This is a genomic window from Ruegeria sp. AA3 (assembly GCF_056542905.1).
Window position 1 is genome coordinate 53,806 of sequence record NZ_JBQGAQ010000008.1, and the last position, 15,931, is coordinate 69,736.

The 15,931-nt window shown below is 56.7% G+C and carries 15 protein-coding genes; 8 read left to right on the forward strand and 7 right to left on the reverse strand.

Annotated elements, in window-relative coordinates; genetic code table 11:
* Window positions 1–53 precede the first annotated feature (53 nt).
* The 3 genes from fdhF to ACR0JR_RS14790 all read right to left on the reverse strand — a co-directional run bounded on the left by fdhF (window position 54) and on the right by ACR0JR_RS14790 (window position 5,524).
* Window positions 54–2,840: a formate dehydrogenase subunit alpha gene (gene fdhF / locus ACR0JR_RS14780; RefSeq protein WP_480456784.1), complete on the reverse strand. Its 2,787-nt coding sequence runs from the start codon at window positions 2,838–2,840 to the stop codon at window positions 54–56.
* Between the two features lie 13 nt (window positions 2,841–2,853).
* Window positions 2,854–4,557 (reverse strand): NAD(P)H-dependent oxidoreductase subunit E, encoded by a 1,704-nt coding sequence (locus tag ACR0JR_RS14785; protein ID WP_480456785.1) that lies wholly within the window; start codon window positions 4,555–4,557, stop codon window positions 2,854–2,856.
* 85 nt (window positions 4,558–4,642) lie between these two features.
* Window positions 4,643–5,524, reverse strand: coding sequence for a LysR family transcriptional regulator (locus ACR0JR_RS14790; RefSeq protein WP_010438067.1), 882 nt, complete (start codon window positions 5,522–5,524; stop codon window positions 4,643–4,645).
* Window positions 5,525–5,680: 156 nt separating this feature from the next.
* Here ACR0JR_RS14790 and ACR0JR_RS14795 point away from each other — a divergent pair, with 156 nt between their 5' ends.
* Window positions 5,681–6,118, forward strand: a complete 438-nt coding sequence (locus ACR0JR_RS14795; RefSeq protein WP_480456786.1) for a DMT family transporter — start codon at window positions 5,681–5,683, stop codon at window positions 6,116–6,118.
* A 99-nt stretch (window positions 6,119–6,217) separates the two neighbouring features.
* On the opposite strand, the gene ychF is transcribed toward ACR0JR_RS14795, so the two are convergent.
* The gene (gene ychF, locus ACR0JR_RS14800; protein WP_480456787.1) at window positions 6,218–7,315 is read right to left on the reverse strand and encodes a redox-regulated ATPase YchF; all 1,098 of its coding nucleotides are present in this window, start codon (window positions 7,313–7,315) and stop codon (window positions 6,218–6,220) included.
* A gap of 201 nt (window positions 7,316–7,516) precedes the next feature.
* Here ychF and ACR0JR_RS14805 point away from each other — a divergent pair, with 201 nt between their 5' ends.
* From ACR0JR_RS14805 to ACR0JR_RS14835, 7 genes are all read left to right on the forward strand, one after another.
* Window positions 7,517–8,002, forward strand: coding sequence for an acyloxyacyl hydrolase (locus ACR0JR_RS14805; RefSeq protein ID WP_480456788.1), 486 nt, complete (start codon window positions 7,517–7,519; stop codon window positions 8,000–8,002).
* A gap of 79 nt (window positions 8,003–8,081) precedes the next feature.
* Entirely contained in the window at window positions 8,082–8,873 is a 792-nt protein-coding gene (trpA, locus tag ACR0JR_RS14810) for a tryptophan synthase subunit alpha (RefSeq protein WP_480456790.1), read from the forward strand.
* Between the two features lie 162 nt (window positions 8,874–9,035).
* Window positions 9,036–10,202 carry an alpha-hydroxy acid oxidase gene (locus ACR0JR_RS14815; protein WP_480456791.1) on the forward strand — a complete coding sequence of 389 codons (1,167 nt, stop codon included), beginning with the start codon at window positions 9,036–9,038 and terminating at the stop codon, window positions 10,200–10,202.
* A 254-nt stretch (window positions 10,203–10,456) separates the two neighbouring features.
* On the forward strand, window positions 10,457–11,116 hold the full coding sequence (locus ACR0JR_RS14820; protein ID WP_480456792.1) for a 50S ribosomal protein L25/general stress protein Ctc: 660 nt from the start codon (window positions 10,457–10,459) through the stop codon (window positions 11,114–11,116).
* Window positions 11,117–11,246: 130 nt separating this feature from the next.
* Complete coding sequence (gene pth / locus ACR0JR_RS14825) at window positions 11,247–11,930, forward strand: aminoacyl-tRNA hydrolase (protein ID WP_480456794.1); 684 nt, start codon at window positions 11,247–11,249, stop codon at window positions 11,928–11,930.
* Window positions 11,931–12,002: 72 nt separating this feature from the next.
* Complete coding sequence (locus tag ACR0JR_RS14830; RefSeq protein ID WP_480456796.1) at window positions 12,003–13,166, forward strand: serine hydrolase domain-containing protein; 1,164 nt, start codon at window positions 12,003–12,005, stop codon at window positions 13,164–13,166.
* A 9-nt stretch (window positions 13,167–13,175) separates the two neighbouring features.
* Complete coding sequence (locus ACR0JR_RS14835) at window positions 13,176–13,556, forward strand: DUF2237 family protein (RefSeq protein ID WP_480456798.1); 381 nt, start codon at window positions 13,176–13,178, stop codon at window positions 13,554–13,556.
* On the opposite strand, the gene ACR0JR_RS14840 is transcribed toward ACR0JR_RS14835, so the two are convergent.
* The 3 genes from ACR0JR_RS14840 to ACR0JR_RS14850 form a co-directional block, all read right to left on the reverse strand.
* Complete coding sequence (locus ACR0JR_RS14840) at window positions 13,553–14,185, reverse strand: class I SAM-dependent methyltransferase (RefSeq protein ID WP_480456800.1); 633 nt, start codon at window positions 14,183–14,185, stop codon at window positions 13,553–13,555. The two genes, ACR0JR_RS14835 and ACR0JR_RS14840, sit on opposite strands and share 4 nt — an antisense overlap.
* A gap of 51 nt (window positions 14,186–14,236) precedes the next feature.
* Window positions 14,237–15,484 (reverse strand): tryptophan synthase subunit beta, encoded by a 1,248-nt coding sequence (gene trpB / locus ACR0JR_RS14845; RefSeq protein ID WP_480456801.1) that lies wholly within the window; start codon window positions 15,482–15,484, stop codon window positions 14,237–14,239.
* 68 nt (window positions 15,485–15,552) lie between these two features.
* Window positions 15,553–15,888: a hypothetical protein gene (locus ACR0JR_RS14850; protein WP_170774910.1), complete on the reverse strand. Its 336-nt coding sequence runs from the start codon at window positions 15,886–15,888 to the stop codon at window positions 15,553–15,555.
* Between the last annotated feature and the right edge of the window lie 43 nt (window positions 15,889–15,931).

Genomic DNA, 15,931 nt, shown 5'->3' on the forward strand with positions numbered 1-15,931 from the left:
TCACAAAAAAGGGCGACCTCAAATGAGCCGCCCTTTCTAAGAGTACGTGAAGTTTATTCCGCCGCGATGGCGTCTTCGATCTTTTCGACACGAATGGCCGAGAATTTAAACTCGGGGATCTTACCGTATGGGTCGATGGCCGAGTTGGTCAGGATATTCGCCGCCGCCTCTACATAGGCGAATGGTATAAACACCATATCCTCGGCAATCGCTCGGTCGGCTCGCACCATGATTTCAATCGAACCGCGGCGAGTAGTCAGACGGATCATCTCGCCCGGCTCAATCCCCATCAGTTTCAACGTACGCGGGTTCATCGAGCAGTTCGCTTCAGGTTCTACGGCGTCCAAAACAGTGGCCCGGCGGGTCATAGACCCGGTGTGCCAGTGTTCCAACTGCCGGCCCGTGGTGGCGATCATCGGGTACTCGTCATCCGGCGCCTCATCCGGCGGAATGACGCTGGCCGGGGTGAACCGGGCCCGACCATCTGCGCGCGGGAACCCGTCGCCGAACACGATGGCCTGTCCCGGATCGGTTTCGCTGAGCGAGGGATAGGTGATGGTCTCGGTCTCCAACCTTTCCCAAGTGATATTGTCGAGCGAGGCCATGGTCAGCTTCATCTCGGCAAAGACCTGGGACACATCCGTGTACTCCCAGTTCAGACCTATGCGCTGCGCAAGCTCGACAGTGATTTTCCAATCCTCGCGCGCCTCACCCGGAGGCGTCACAGCAGGACGCACACGTTGTACCTGACGGTTGGTGTTGGACACGGTGCCGTTCTTCTCATAGAGCGCCGAGGCGGGCAGGATGATGTCGGCATAGTTCGCCGTTTCGGTCAGGAAGATATCCTGCACGATCATCAGCTCCAGCTTGGCCAGAGCATCACGCGCGTGGCCTACATCCGGGTCAGACATGGCAGGGTTTTCACCCTGAATGTACATACCTTTGATGTTGCCCGCATAGGCCTGATCGATGATCTCGGTTACCGTCAGGCCCTTCTCGTTCGAGAAGTCGCGTTCATCGTTCCAAACATTGTTGAACTTGGCCCGGATGCTGTCATCGGTGACTGACTGATAATCCGGCAGGAACATCGGGATCAGACCCGCATCTGAGGCGCCCTGAACGTTGTTCTGACCCCGCAACGGGTGAAGACCCGCGCCCGGCTTGCCAACGTTACCGGTCATCAAGGCCAGCGAGATCAGGCAGCGCGAATTATCGGTTCCGTGGATGTGCTGGCTGACGCCCATACCCCAGAAGATCAGACCGGCCTTGGCTTGTGCAAAGGTGCGCGCCACTCGGCGCAGTTGATCCGGTTCAATACCACAGATCGGCGACATCGCCTCGGGCGTGAACTGGCCCAGATGCTCTTTCTCGGCTTCCCAGTTCTCAGTCCAGCGGTGGATATACTGGCTGTCGTATAGTTCCTCTTCCACAATCACATTCATGATCGCGTTGAGCATCGAGACATCCGCTCCCGGACGGAATTGCAGCATTTCATCGGCAAATTTGCGCATGCCGACGCCGCGTGGGTCCATCACGATCAGCTTGCCGCCACGTTTGGTGAACTGCTTGAAGTAAGTCGCGGCTACGGGGTGGTTCTCGATCGGGTTGGCCCCGATGATGATCGCCACATCCGCGTTTTCGATCTCGTTGAAGGTCGCAGTAACAGCGCCGGAGCCGACGTTTTCGATCAGGGCCGCAACAGACGACGCGTGGCACAGACGGGTGCAGTGGTCGACGTTGTTGTGGCGGAAACCCTGACGGATGAACTTCTGGAACAGATAGGCTTCTTCATTGGTGCACTTGGCCGAGCCGAAGCCTGCAACGCTGCGCGGGTCTTCGTCGCGCAGAGCCTTCAGCTTGGTGGCGGCCAGATCCATCGCCTCTTCCCAAGTCGCTTCGCGGAAATGAGTTGATAGGTTGCCGGGATCGACATTCAGGCCCTTCTCAGGCGCATCTTCACGACGGATCAGCGGCTTGGTCAGGCGATGCGGATGGTGGATGTAGTCGAAACCAAAGCGGCCTTTGACGCACAGACGGCCTTCGTTTGCGGGACCGTTGATGCCCTCGACATATTTGACCTTGCCGTCTTTGACCTTCAGCGAGACCTTACAGCCGACGCCGCAGAACGGGCAGACGCTTTCGGTTTCGCTGTCGTAATCCTTGCTGTCGCCCTGCTGGTTCTCATCCAGAACAGTGGCGGGCATCAAAGCACCGGTCGGGCAGGCCTGCACGCATTCACCACAAGCCACACAGGTCGAAGCACCCATCGGGTCGTTCTGGTCGAACACCACCTGCGCTGTGTGGCCACGACCGGCCATGCCAATCACGTCGTTGACCTGCACGTCGCGGCAGGCCCGGACGCAGAGGTTGCAGTTGATGCAGGCATCCAAATTGACGCGCATCGCAACGTGGCTGTCATCCAACAGCGGGATTTTCTCGGCCTCTTTCGCCGGGAAACGGCTGTCGCTGACATGGTTCAGCTTGGCCATATCCCAGAAGTGGCTGGAGGTGTCGTGTGCTTCCTCAGGCTGATCCGCGACCAACAGCTCCATGACAATGGCGCGCGATTTCTCGGCCCGATCACTGTCGGTCTTCACGACCATACCCTCCGCCGCCGGGCGGATGCAGGAGGCGACCAGCGTGCGCTCGCCTTCCACCTCGACCATACAGGCGCGGCAATTGCCGTCGGGTTTGTAGCCCGGCTGTGGCTTGTGGCACAGGTGCGGGATAGTGAACCCCTGCCCCTTGGCGGCTTCCCAGATGGTCCAGCCTTCGGGTACGGTGACATCTTCGCCGTTCAGGTTGAAGGTGACGGTTTTGTTCGGGCTTGCATCAAGCATGGCTCTGTCTCCCTCAGATTTCGTCAGCGAAATGTTTCATGACAAGGCGGATCGGGTTCGGGGCCGCCTGCCCCAGACCGCAGATCGAGGCATCGCCCATCACCTGACACAGATCCTCGAGCAAGTCCTGATCCCACTTGTCGGCCTGCATCAGTTTGACCGCCTTTTCGCATCCCGCCCGGCAGGGCGTACACTGGCCACAGCTCTCATCCTCGAAGAACCGCAGCATGTTCAGCGCCGCATCGCGGGCGGTATTCTGATCGGACAGAACCACCACAGCGGCAGAGCCGATGAAGGTGCCATGCGGTTGCAATGTGTCGAAATCCAACGGGATATCATCCATCGACGCGGGCAACAGGCCAGAAGACGGACCACCCGGCTGATAAGCCTTGAAGGTCTGCCCTTCGGCCATACCACCAGCAGCTTCGATCACATCCAAAATGGTCGAGCCAGCAGGCAGAAGGTAAACACCCGGCTTCGCGACCCGCCCCGAGACCGAATAGCTACGCAAACCCTTGCGACCATTCTTTTCGGTGCTGTTCAGGCATTCAGGCCCTTCGCGGCAAACTTTGGTCACCCAATAGAGGGTCTCGACATTGTGCACCAAGGTCGGGCGGTTAAAGACCCCAACCTGCGCCACGAACGGAGGACGGTGACGCGGCAGGCCCTTTTTACCTTCGATCGATTCGATCATCGCGGATTCTTCACCGCAGATATAAGCTCCGGCGCCGCGGCGCAGATCGATATAGCCGGGCTCAACAATCCCGGCCTGTTCCAGCGCGGCAATCTCACGGCGTAGGATTTCCAGAACCGCCGGGTATTCGTCACGCATGTAGATAAAGCACGTCTCGGCCTCGACTGCCCATGCGGCGATCAGCATACCTTCGAGGAAGACATGCGGTGTACGCTCCAAGTAGAAGCGGTCTTTGAACGTGCCGGGCTCGCCCTCATCCCCGTTTACAGCCAGATAGCGCGGACCTTCGTTCATGCGAACGAAGCCCCATTTCTTGCCGGATGGGAAACCTGCGCCACCCAGGCCTCGCAGGCCCGAGGACAGAACGTCTTCCTGCACTTTCTCCCAGTCACCGCCGTCGCGGAGCTCATTCAGCTTGGCGTAGCCGCCATTAGCTTCATAAGCGGCAAAGGCTTCGTAGTCGGGCAGATGCGCATGCGTGTCTTCGGCCGCAATCGCCGCCTGTACTTTTTCAGGGGTCGCATGATCGATATGATTGTGACCGATCTCAAGAACAGGCGCGGTGTCACAACGGCCCATACAAGGTGCGCGAACAACGCGGACCTCTGCCGGGTCAAGACCATCTTCAAGCGCCTTTTGAAGTTGCTGGGCACCGGCCATTTCACACGAAAGAGAATCACAGACCCGGATCGTCAGCGCGGGCGGAGGCGTCTCGCCTTCCTTCACCACGTCGAAATGCGCATAGAAGGTGGCCGTCTCATAAATCTCAGCCTGCCCGATCCGCATCTCAACCGCCAAGGCGGCAATGTGGTCGGCGCTGATATGGCCGTGTTCGTCCTGAATCAAATGCAGAAATTCGATCAACAGGTCGCGGCGACGCGGGCGGTCACCCAGCAGACGCGTGATTTCAGCCTGCGCCTCATCCGTGAACTGACGGCCTTTAGGCGTGTGTCGCCCTTTGCCTTTACCTGACTTCCAGACGCCCTTGGGTGCGCCTGATGGCTTGGTATCTAATGGTGCCATGATGCCCTCCGATTAAGGCTCCGTGTCTCATCAGACCAGCATATCGTCAAATCGCATATCTCAATCGTACGATAACGACAGATTATCACCGTAAAGACGCCACCACATCACGTAATGCGCCGACCGTGGGCAATTCCGGGTCGCGAGTCAGGGTCGCCAGACAAATCGGCTTGCTGACCACCGGGTCGACCAAAGGCAGCACTTTGGTATCTTTCAAATCCCCCAGCGCCCGCACCAACACGCGCGGGATCACAGTGGCAGCCAGCCCCTCGCGCGCCATAACCATCGAGGCAGTGAACCCACTGGTCTCGGCCACAATATCCGGGTGCAAGCCCTGTTCGGCGAATATCCGGTCCAGAATTCGCCGGTTCTGCATCTGAGGCTCCAACAGGCTGAGCGGGAACTCGGCCACGCGCGCCCATGGGATCGGGCCTGTCTCATCGGTCATATGCGAAGGAACCAACAGGACGTAGGTTTCTTCGTAAAGCGGCTGCACCTGCCGCAAGTCGGTGCCGATGCTGTCGCCATAGGTAATACCCGCGTCCAGGCTGCCTTCGTCCAACCGGTGTTGGATCGCGGTCGCGGACATGGTCTCGATCCGGGTCACGATACGCGGGTGGGCGTCGCGCAACCGCTTGGTCAGACGCCCGGTGAAGGCAATCGCCGTAGGGATCACGCCCAGAATAAGCGTGCCGGTGATCTCACCCTTGGCAGCCAACACCTGCTGTTCCAAAGCCTTGGTGTCATCGAGAATGCGTCGCGCCCGCTGAACGATCATCTCGCCCTCTTCGGTCAGGCCCTGAAACCGATTGGCGCGCCGGACAATAGAGACACCCAATCGATCCTCGAGATTACGGATGCGCATTGAGAACGCAGGCTGGGAAATGCCACACTCCTCAGCCGCTTTTGCGAAATGACGATGCCGCGCCAATGCGCTCAGCAGTTGCAGGTCGCGGATTTCGATCATTTGACACTTTCCTGGACGGCAAGTTGAACCCCACACATATGCGGTTTGCTCAATAGAGAACAGAATTTACGGCGCTCGCACAGGAACTATTAATCGGACTCGCCCCACTCAGCAAAGCTCTATAGCCTCGCTCAAAGGCATTTGAATGAGGTCTTCATGTTTGAAACTTTACTCGTCATTTTCATCGGGCTCGTCGGCGGCATTGCCGTCGGTCTTCAAGCGCAAATAGCCGGCTCAATGGGGGGCCGTATCGGTGGTGCCGCGGGCAGCCTCATCGTTCACTTGGGAGGAGCAATCGCTTCGCTAGCACTGTTGATATTTCGCGGCGGCGAAAACATTAGTGAATGGCGGCATCTGCCTTGGTACATGTTGGGAAGCGGCGTATTGGGCCTAATACTCTATCTGACCCTCAGTCAAACCATACCGAAGCTGGGCGCCACATCAGCGATAACTCTCGTCGTCGTCGGCCAGCTTGCAGTTGGCATGGTCATCGATCATTTTGGTCTATTCGAAGCCGACGTTCGGTCGATTGATTTTCAGCGAATTGGCGCAGTGGCCATGCTTATGGTCGGGGCCTATCTATTGCTTCGCTAATTCGCAATTGTGGCGACAACGATATGAGTGTTTGAGGCGCATCGGCGAAAGATCTGGCTAAGTTTCCTTCCTCTTGGTGATACCACTCCAAAACCGCCTTTAAGTGTTGAACAAGAAGTGCATCACATCGCCGTCCTTGACGATGTAGCCTTTACCTTCGGCTCGCATCTTGCCCGCTTCTTTCGCGCCCTGTTCCCCATTGGCGGCGATATAGTCATCATAAGCGATGGTCTCGGCGCGGATGAAGCCTTTCTCGAAATCGCCGTGGATCACGCCAGCCGCCTGTGGTGCGGCGGTGCCGGTGCGGATGGTCCAGGCGCGGGCCTCTTTCGGGCCTACGGTGAAATAGGTTTCCAGCTTGAGCAGATCGTAACCAGCGCGGATCAGGCGGTCGAGGCCGGGTTCTTCTAGCCCCATTTCCTCAAGGAACATCTGCGCTTCCTCGTCTTCCAGCAGGCTGATCTCTTCTTCGATCTTAGCACTGATGATGACATGAGCATTGCCCTGCGCAGCTGCCATCTCGGCAACCTTGGCGGAATATTCATTGCCCTCAGCGGCTTCTTCCTCGGACACGTTGCAGACATAGAGCACCGGTTTGGTGGTCAGCAGCTGCAGCATCTTCCAGGCTTTGGCGTCTTCGTCCGAGACTTCGACCAATCGCGCGGGCTTGCCGTTTTCCAGCATCAACTGTGCCTCGGCCAGCAGGCGATCCTGCTGCTGCGCCTCTTTGTCGTTCCCCTTCAGCTTGCGCACCAGATTGGCACGGCGCTTTTCAATACTTTCCAGATCGGCCAGCATAAGCTCGGTTTCGATCGTGTCCGCATCCGCCACGGGATCGACACGACCATCCACATGGGTCACATCACCATCCTCAAAACAGCGCAGAACATGAGCAATCGCATCGGTCTCACGGATATTTGCCAGGAATTGGTTGCCAAGTCCTTCGCCCTTTGATGCGCCTTTTACCAGACCGGCGATATCTACAAAGGTCATGCGCGTTGGAATGATCTGTTTAGAACTGGCGATCGCCGCCAATTTGTCCAGGCGATCATCAGGAACAGCAACATCACCCACGTTGGGTTCGATGGTACAGAATGGGAAATTCGCCGCCTGGGCTGCCGCAGTTTTTGTCAGCGCATTGAAGAGGGTCGACTTGCCCACATTCGGCAAACCCACGATTCCCATTTTAAAGCCCATGACGGCCTCCTGATACCATTCGAGCGCCGCTTCTAGGCAGGTCTAGCGCAATGCGCAAGGCGTAGCACTCCCTCCCACCTCCGAGTCTGATCTGCCACATCACGAAATTGGCATGACATTGTGTTCTTGCCCTCATTGAATTCATGCACATACAGTCCCCAATAAAACTAATACCAACGAACGACGGACATAGTAGGTACGATGAAACCCCTTGTTATTCTGGCCTTCGCGATGGCGGCGGCAACTTCTGCGCAGGCACAATCCATCATTTTCGGCGCTGGCTACGCAGATTACTCCCACAGCGACGGAGACGATCAGGCCATTTTTTCGCTTGAGTATCAGCATCGCCCGTTTCACGAGGCAACTCGGTTCAGCGCAACATGGGGTGGGGCTCTCTCGGTTGATACAGACGGCGACACGCATATTGGTGCCGGATTGATCGGAGTATATAGCTTTGCCGACCGATGGTTTATCGAAGGCAGCGTCATGCCCGGCTACTATAGCGAAGGAAGCGACCAGAATGATTTGGGAGGCAGTTTTCAGATTCGCAGCCTGTTGGGTCTTGGTTATACGCTTGAAAGTGGGAACAAACTGTCGGTTGCCATCACGCACAAATCCAATGCTAGTACGCAGGCCGATAACCCCGGTGTGAACTCACTACTGCTGCGGTATCATTACTCGTTCTGATCTCTAGTCCACCAAGCGGGATTGATTTTCAGCGAAAGTTTCTGCACATCAGGTCCAAACCCGAGTGCAAGGACTTCCGATGACCCGTATCGACGCCAAATTCGCCGCTCTGAAAGAACAGGGCAAAAAGGCATTTGTAGCTTATGTCATGGCCGGGGATCCCGACTATGAAACGTCGCTGGAGGTCGTAAAGGGTTTGCCCGGCGCAGGCGTCGATGTGATCGAACTGGGCCTGCCCTTTACCGACCCGATGGCGGATGGCCCCACTATCCAGGCCGCTGGTCAACGGGCGTTGGATGGCGGGATGACATTGCAACGCACGCTGGATTTAGCGCGCGCTTTCCGCGAAACCGATGATACCACGCCGATTGTGCTGATGGGATACTACAACCCGATCTACAGTCGAGGAGTTGAGACCTTTCTGGCGGATGCAAAGTCTGCCGGAATTGACGGGCTGATCGTCGTCGACCTGCCACCTGAAGAAGACGAAGAGCTTTGCCTGCCAGCACAGGCTGCCGGGTTGAACTTTATCAGGCTGGCAACACCGACAACTGACGATAACCGCCTACCTCGCGTGCTGCAGAACACGTCTGGCTTTGTTTATTACGTGTCGATTACCGGCATCACCGGCGCTGCTGAGGCGCAGGCGACCGATGTCGGACCCGAGGTTGCACGGATCAAAGCCGCAACCGATTTACCGGTCATTGTCGGGTTCGGGATCAATACGCCAGAGAAGTCACGCAACATTGCCAGCGTGTCAGATGGCGCCGTTGTCGGGTCCGCGATTGTCAGCCAAATCGGGTCTGGAAAACCAGTGACTGAGGTGTTGGACTTCGTCAAATCACTTGCTGACGGCGCGCACACCGCCTGATAACTCATGATATTTCAAATCGGTATCCACCGCAGCAGGCGTTCAACTTGCTGCGGTATTTTTCGTTTTTAACCACGCGGCAACCAACCGCAGTTGATCGCCATTGCAGGGCGATGGAAAAATTGGTAAAGAAACTTAACCAATCCTGCGGAAGCCAGATCCATGCCGACAATAACCAATATCGAAGATCTCAAACGGATCTATGAACGCCGGGTTCCACGCATGTTTTTTGACTACGCGGAAAGCGGCAGTTGGACGGAACAAACATTCCGCGAGAACACCTCGGATTTCGAAGACATCCGCCTGCGTCAGCGGGTGGCCGTAGATATGACCGGGCGCTCGACCGCGTCGCAGATGATCGGACAGGATGTGTCGATGCCGGTGGCACTGGCTCCGGTAGGTCTCACAGGCATGCAACACGCAGATGGTGAGATCAAAGCGGCCAAAGCTGCCGAGGCCTTTGGCGTGCCCTTCACCCTTTCGACGATGTCAATCAACTCGATCGAAGATGTTGCTGAAAACACGACCGCTCCGTTCTGGTTCCAACTCTATACAATGAAGGATCAAGACTACGTCGGGCGACTGATCCAGCGCGCGAAGGATGCGAAATGCTCAGCCTTGGTGATCACGCTCGACCTGCAAATCCTCGGTCAGCGACACAAGGACTTGAAGAATGGCCTCTCCGCCCCTCCAAAGCTGACCCCCAAAACCATTGCCAACCTGATGACAAAATGGGCCTGGGGTATCGAAATGCTGGGCGCCAAGCGCCGGGAATTCGGTAACATCGTCGGTCATGTCGACAGCATCACCGATACCCGCTCACTGGGAACATGGACTGCTGAACAGTTCGATCCCAGCCTCGACTGGGGCAAGGTTGAGAAGCTGATGGAACAGTGGGGCGGCAAAGTAATCCTCAAGGGTATATTGGACGCCGAAGACGCAAAGATGGCCGCCAAGCTGGGTGCGAACGCCATCGTCGTATCAAATCACGGCGGGCGACAGCTGGACGGTGCGCTCAGTTCAATCCGGGTTCTGCCTGAGATCATGGATGCCGTTGGCAATGATGTCGAAGTGCATCTGGATAGCGGCATTCGTTCGGGGCAAGACGTGCTAAAGGCTCTGGCGCTTGGGGCCAAAGGAACCTTCATAGGCCGCGCCTTTGTTTATGGGCTGGGTGCGATGGGTCAGAAAGGCGTGACGACGGCTTTGGAGGTAATCCAGAAAGAGCTCGATACAACGATGGCACTTTGCGGTGAGCGCAACGTGGCTGATCTGGGGCGCCACAATCTTCTGGTCCCGGAAGACTTCGGCGGCCGCTGGCAGGCCTGATCCTCGAATAAATAAAAAAGAGGGACACTGCCCCCGCCGCCCTTTGGGCGTCTCCCCCGAGATAATTGCAGCCAGATGAAGAAGTGGATCCCATCTTCATCTGGCCCTATATATCCCGGAGCGCGAGGCAGAGCCTCGCAAAATTCCTCAGGCCACAAAAAGCCCTTTCCAAACCAATTGAATCAAGCTAAGGACGCGGCTTCACGCGGGCATACAGCCTTGGAGGATGCCCGCCCTAACATTGGAGAATTATCATGGCTGGAGAGATTCCTGATCTCGTAGCTCTGGAACGGACGGGGACAGGCAAGGGCGCCGCTCGTCAAGCACGCCGCGACGGCATGGTTCCGGGCATTGTGTTTGGTGGCGACAAAGACCCGCTGCCGATCCAAATCCCGTTCAACGTCCTGTTCAAGCGACTGAAAGCAGGCCGGTTCAAGTCGACCCTGTGGAACCTGAAGGTTGAAGGCCACGAAGACGTTCGCGTCATCTGCCGCGACGTTCAGCGTGACGTGGTCAAAGACCTGCCGACCCACCTGGACCTGATGCGCCTGCGTCGGACCACAAAGATCGCGCTGTTCATACCTGTTGAATTCGTCAACGAAGAAGCGGCCCCCGGCATCAAGAAGGGTGGCGTTCTGACGGTTGTGCGCCCGGAAGTTGAACTGTTGTGCACCGCGGGTGACATTCCTGAGAAGATCACCGTTGATCTGACAGGCATGGAAATCAACGACGTTGTCACCATTTCTTCGGTTGATCTGCCTGCTGGCACCAAACCAACCATCGATCGTGACTTCGTGATCGCCAACGTCTCGGCACCCACCGGTCTGTCGACAAGCGACGATGAAGAGGCTGAAGAGGGCGAAGTTGCAGCTGATGAAGTTGAAGTCATCGGCCAGGACGAAGCTGAAGAATAAGTTCGGATCTTATCCGAATAGTGTAACGGGGCTCGTTTGTAGCCCCGTTTTTTTATGCAGATGTTGGGCTGGAAACGAGACGGTAAGATGTGGCATCAACCGCTGAGATTACGCTGTTAAGGACGATGCGATGAAACTGTTTGTCGGCTTAGGAAATCCCGGGCAGAAATACGCCCGTAACCGGCACAATATCGGGTTTATGGCATTGGAGCGGATCGCCGAAGACCATGGCTTTGGCCCGTGGAAATCTAAGTTTCAGGCTGAGATCGCCGAAGGTCGCTTGGGTGGGCAGAAAGTGCTGCTGGTCAAACCTCAGACATTTATGAACCGTTCGGGCCAGTCCGTGGGCGAGGCAATGCGGTTCTACAAACTCGATTCGACCGATGTGACCGTCTTCCATGATGAGCTTGATTTGGCCCCGGGCAAGGTACGTGTGAAAGCTGGCGGCGGACATGCGGGACATAACGGGTTGCGGTCGATCCACGAACATATCAGCCCGGCCTATGATCGCGTGCGGCTGGGCATTGGGCATCCGGGCCGTAAGGAAATGGTCTCACCCTATGTTCTGAGTGATTTTGCCAAAGCCGATGCAGACTGGCTGGATAGCGTCCTGCGCGGGGTTTCGGATGGTGCGGATTATCTTGCCGATGACGAAAGCGGCAAGTTCATGAATGCTGTTGCTTTGCGAACCGCTCCGCCAAGATCGTCGAAGCAGTCTGGCAAACCTGAAAGCCTCCCTAAAACGAGCGCCGAGGCCGCATCTGTGCCAGATGAGCGTTCAGCCATGCAGAAGCTGTTGGACAAATTTAGGTAATGCTTCCGCAACGTAGTAATTGCGTAATGGAACTGACCGGGGTCCACTGTTAGGTGTAATGGGAGACTTCGGATGAGATCTGCTTTTAAGTGGCTGCTACGTCTTGTGTTGGCTCTGGCGTTAGCTGCGTTGGTGGTCGGCTTTTGGAAACGCGAAGAGATTCAACGCCTGATGGCCGTGAACTCTTTGTTTTCAGAAGAAAAGATCGTGTATAATTTTTCGCACATGGACGAGGCGTTTCTGACCACCGATTTGCCGCGCGGTGACGGCCCGACCTGGGAACTGCCTTATGGCCCCGGTTTCGATCTGCCCGATGGAACTGACCAGTGGATCGAAGATCGCGCGGTAACTTCTTTGCTTGTGATGCAAGACGGAGCGATCCGGTTTGAGGAATATTATCTGGGCACCGGACCCGATGACCGGAGGATTTCGTGGTCAGTTGCAAAAAGCTATTTGTCGGCCCTGTTCGGTATTCTGATGGCAGAGGGCGCAATTTCATCGCTGGATGACCCGGTTGTACAATACGCCCCAGATCTCAAGGAAAGCGCATATGAGACTGCGACGATCCGCAATGTGCTGAACATGGCCAGCGGTGTGACCTTCGACGAAGACTATCTGGACTACAATTCTGATATAAACCGAATGGGGCGCGTCGTTGCCTTGGGGGGTGAGTTGGATGATTTTGCAGCCTCATTGCAAGACAGCTTCGTCGCGCCGGGCGAAACTTGGCAATATGTGTCCATAGACACCCATGTAATCGGAATGGTTATCCGGGGCGCGACAGGGCGCAGCGTCGCAGAGCTGCTGACCGAGAAAGTGATCGAGCCGCTCGGGTTGGAGCGGGACGGCTACTACATCACCGATGGCGCAGGCGTTGCATTTGTTTTAGGCGGTCTCAACTTCACAACGCGCGATTTTGCACGGTTCGGGCTGTTGATTTTGCAGGGTGGCGAACGCGATGGCCGGCAGATTGTACCTGCGGATTGGATCGACACATCTACTTGGCCTAGCGCCCCGACAGACCCCGGCGAGATCGGTTATGGCTATCAGTGGTGGATACCTGTTGGGGCGCATGAGGGTGAGTTCATGGCGCGCGGCATCTATGGCCAGTATATCTATTTCGACCAGCCACGCGGGGTCTTGATCGTGACAACTGGCGCTGACCGAAAGTTCCGCGATCCCGGCGTCAACGAGCTGAATGTCGAAATGTTCCGCAAAATTGCGCAAAGCCTGTAAGATGGAGCCATGCAAAAGCTAGACAGCATCAATGTTCTGGGAGGCGTACTCGCCCCTTGCTCTCGCGATCCTCTGACCGGGTTCTTTCGTGACGGCGTGTGCAACACCTGCTCGGAAGACCAGGGCAGCCACACGGTTTGCGCAGTAATGACCGCTGAGTTTTTGGCGTACTCGAAATATGTCGGCAATGACCTGAGCACGCCTCGACCTGAATTCGATTTCCCAGGTCTCAAACCCGGCGATAGCTGGTGCCTATGTGCGTCGCGCTTCTTGCAAGCCTATGACGAGGGCTGTGCACCCTTGGTCCACCTTGAAGCCACCCATCAGAGAGCGTTGGATATCGTTCCCCTGCATATCCTGCAGGCGCAGCGTTCCGAAGACGAGACCTAGATCGCGGTAGCCCGATATCCACGTGACGTGCGCGAAGGAGGCCCGGTAGGAAAGCTGTGTTCAGCTTGCAGGTCCCAACCTGAGCGGGACAACATTTCCACCACCGTCTCTGGCCAGTAGGTCCGGTGCCGCCACTGAAACCAGATGATCGCATTGCACCAATGCGGTTTGCTCACGACCAGCCAGAGCGTCGCACCGGGTTCGGCAAGATCGCGCATTTGGCGCAGAGCCTCAGTAGGGTCGGCGCAATGTTCCAGAACGTGCGCGGCCAGTAGGCAGTCAAATCGGGCCTCTGGTTTAAAATCGTCCAATCGGGATTGAATGAGCGTCGCATCGAATCCGCGGCGCTGCAAAGCTGAATGCGCCAAGTGCAGCATCCGGGCAGAAGGCTCGAGCAGCGCGATGTTACCTTCGGGCCGGATGACTGTGCGTGCTTCGGCGAAAGCACCCGTCCCACACCCGATATCCAGCGCATTACGCCCCAAGTCTGCAAGCGGATCTGACGACAGAAATCCTAGGTAGGCATCAAAATACCCTAGCAGCCGCATCTTATCCGACCAGCCGGGGGCTGCCTGATCGTATTTTTGGTCAAGCCGATTAAGTTCAGCCTTTGAGGACGCGCCGCTCATGATTAGCAAACTGGCACAGTTCCTCAAAGGCGCAAAGCCTGTTTTGGGTGATCAGTCTGCTGTACGGCCTTCGGTGTCGGACATGTCGAAGTTCAGGTAGTTCGCAACCGTCTGCACATCCTTGTCGCCGCGTCCGCACATGTTCATGCAGATCAGGTGATCTTTGGGCAAATCTGGTGCGATCTTCATCACATGCGCCAGCGCATGACTGGGCTCGAGCGCCGGGATGATGCCCTCGGTCGCACAGCACAGCTGAAATGCCTCCAGCGCCTCTTTGTCGGTGATTGAGACATAGTTGGCACGACCGATATCGTTCAGCCAGGAATGCTCAGGCCCGATCCCCGGATAATCCAGACCCGCCGAGATGGAATAGCCTTCCAGTATCTGCCCATCGTCATCCTGCAACAGATAAGTGCGATTACCGTGCAGCACGCCGGGGCGACCGCCGGTCAACGAGGCACAATGTTCCATCTTTTCATTCACGCCCTTGCCGCCTGCTTCGACGCCGATGATGTTGACCTCTTTGTCATCAAGGAACGGATAGAACAGGCCCATCGCATTCGATCCACCGCCAATAGCTGCGATGATGGTGTCGGGTAGACGACCTTCGGCCTCGTGCATCTGCTCTTTGGCTTCCTTACCGATGATCGACTGGAAATCGCGTACCATCGCCGGGTACGGGTGCGGACCGGCCACTGTGCCGATGCAATAGAAGGTGTCGCGCACATTGGTCACCCAGTCGCGCAGCGCGTCGTTCATCGCGTCTTTCAGCGTACCCCGACCGCTTGTCACCGGAATCACCTCAGCCCCAAGCAGGCGCATACGGAATACATTCGGGGCCTGACGCTGTACGTCATGCGCGCCCATATAGACGATGCATTTCAGGCCGAACTTGGCACAGACGGTAGCGGTGGCTACGCCGTGCTGCCCTGCCCCGGTTTCCGCGATGATCCGGGTCTTACCCATGCGGCGCGCAAGAATGATCTGGCCCAGCACGTTATTAATCTTATGCGCACCAGTGTGGTTCAGTTCATCGCGCTTCAGATAGATTTTGGCCCCGCCCAGATGCTCGGTCAGGCGTTCCGCGTAATACAGCGGCGAGGGGCGGCCCACATAGTTGGCCCACAGATCATCCATCTCGGCCCAGAAAGTAGGGTCATCCTTGGCTTTGTTATATTCCTCTTCCAGCGACAGGATCAGCGGCATCAGCGTTTCGCTGACGAACCGTCCACCGAAGATGCCGAAACGGCCCTGCTCATCCGGGCCGGACATGAAGGAATTAAAAAGATCGTTGGCCATGGGTGTCTCCACTCGTCGTACGCGACTTTCATAGGTGGTAGCGGCAGGATTTGCCATGGCAAAACGCATCATTGCTGATCCTGGACGCATTGCGCCCAGACCTTCAAAGCCTGATCCCTGCTAGGGACAGCAATGCAGGGAAAATGGTGGAATTCATAGGTTTTGGCCAAGCGCGAAGCCGCATCCACCACACATCGATGCGGGCCCGATTGGGCAAATGTCAGCATAGCCTCTATGTCTTCCCAAACACTGAGTGAAAAAAACATGCCCTGATGTAAAAAGACCTGTGCTTCCAGGCACAATGGATCGCCGCGCGCTTGAAGCAACGCCTGACGCGCCCGCCAGAACAGCTCCGGCCCATAGTACCATCGTCTTAACGAAACACCGCCAATTGCCGCAAGCATTGTCTCCTCCCCTTTTCCAGAGATACGCAGCAGACAATTGTTC

Excerpts from the sequence above, each read along its gene's own strand:
- ACR0JR_RS14805 (WP_480456788.1), top strand. The coding sequence starts at position 7,517 with ATGAAACCCCTTGTTATTCTGGCCTTCGCGATGGCGGCGGCAACTTCT.
- ACR0JR_RS14840 (WP_480456800.1), bottom strand. The coding sequence starts at position 14,185 with ATGAGCGGCGCGTCCTCAAAGGCTGAACTTAATCGGCTTGACCAAAAA.
- ACR0JR_RS14850 (WP_170774910.1), bottom strand. The coding sequence starts at position 15,888 with ATGCTTGCGGCAATTGGCGGTGTTTCGTTAAGACGATGGTACTATGGG.
- ACR0JR_RS14815 (WP_480456791.1), top strand. The coding sequence starts at position 9,036 with ATGCCGACAATAACCAATATCGAAGATCTCAAACGGATCTATGAACGC.
- fdhF (WP_480456784.1), bottom strand. The coding sequence starts at position 2,840 with ATGCTTGATGCAAGCCCGAACAAAACCGTCACCTTCAACCTGAACGGC.
- ychF (WP_480456787.1), bottom strand. The coding sequence starts at position 7,315 with ATGGGCTTTAAAATGGGAATCGTGGGTTTGCCGAATGTGGGCAAGTCG.
- trpA (WP_480456790.1), top strand. The coding sequence starts at position 8,082 with ATGACCCGTATCGACGCCAAATTCGCCGCTCTGAAAGAACAGGGCAAA.
- pth (WP_480456794.1), top strand. The coding sequence starts at position 11,247 with ATGAAACTGTTTGTCGGCTTAGGAAATCCCGGGCAGAAATACGCCCGT.
- ACR0JR_RS14830 (WP_480456796.1), top strand. The coding sequence starts at position 12,003 with ATGAGATCTGCTTTTAAGTGGCTGCTACGTCTTGTGTTGGCTCTGGCG.
- ACR0JR_RS14835 (WP_480456798.1), top strand. The coding sequence starts at position 13,176 with ATGCAAAAGCTAGACAGCATCAATGTTCTGGGAGGCGTACTCGCCCCT.
- trpB (WP_480456801.1), bottom strand. The coding sequence starts at position 15,484 with ATGGCCAACGATCTTTTTAATTCCTTCATGTCCGGCCCGGATGAGCAG.
- ACR0JR_RS14795 (WP_480456786.1), top strand. The coding sequence starts at position 5,681 with ATGTTTGAAACTTTACTCGTCATTTTCATCGGGCTCGTCGGCGGCATT.
- ACR0JR_RS14785 (WP_480456785.1), bottom strand. The coding sequence starts at position 4,557 with ATGGCACCATTAGATACCAAGCCATCAGGCGCACCCAAGGGCGTCTGG.
- ACR0JR_RS14820 (WP_480456792.1), top strand. The coding sequence starts at position 10,457 with ATGGCTGGAGAGATTCCTGATCTCGTAGCTCTGGAACGGACGGGGACA.
- ACR0JR_RS14790 (WP_010438067.1), bottom strand. The coding sequence starts at position 5,524 with ATGATCGAAATCCGCGACCTGCAACTGCTGAGCGCATTGGCGCGGCAT.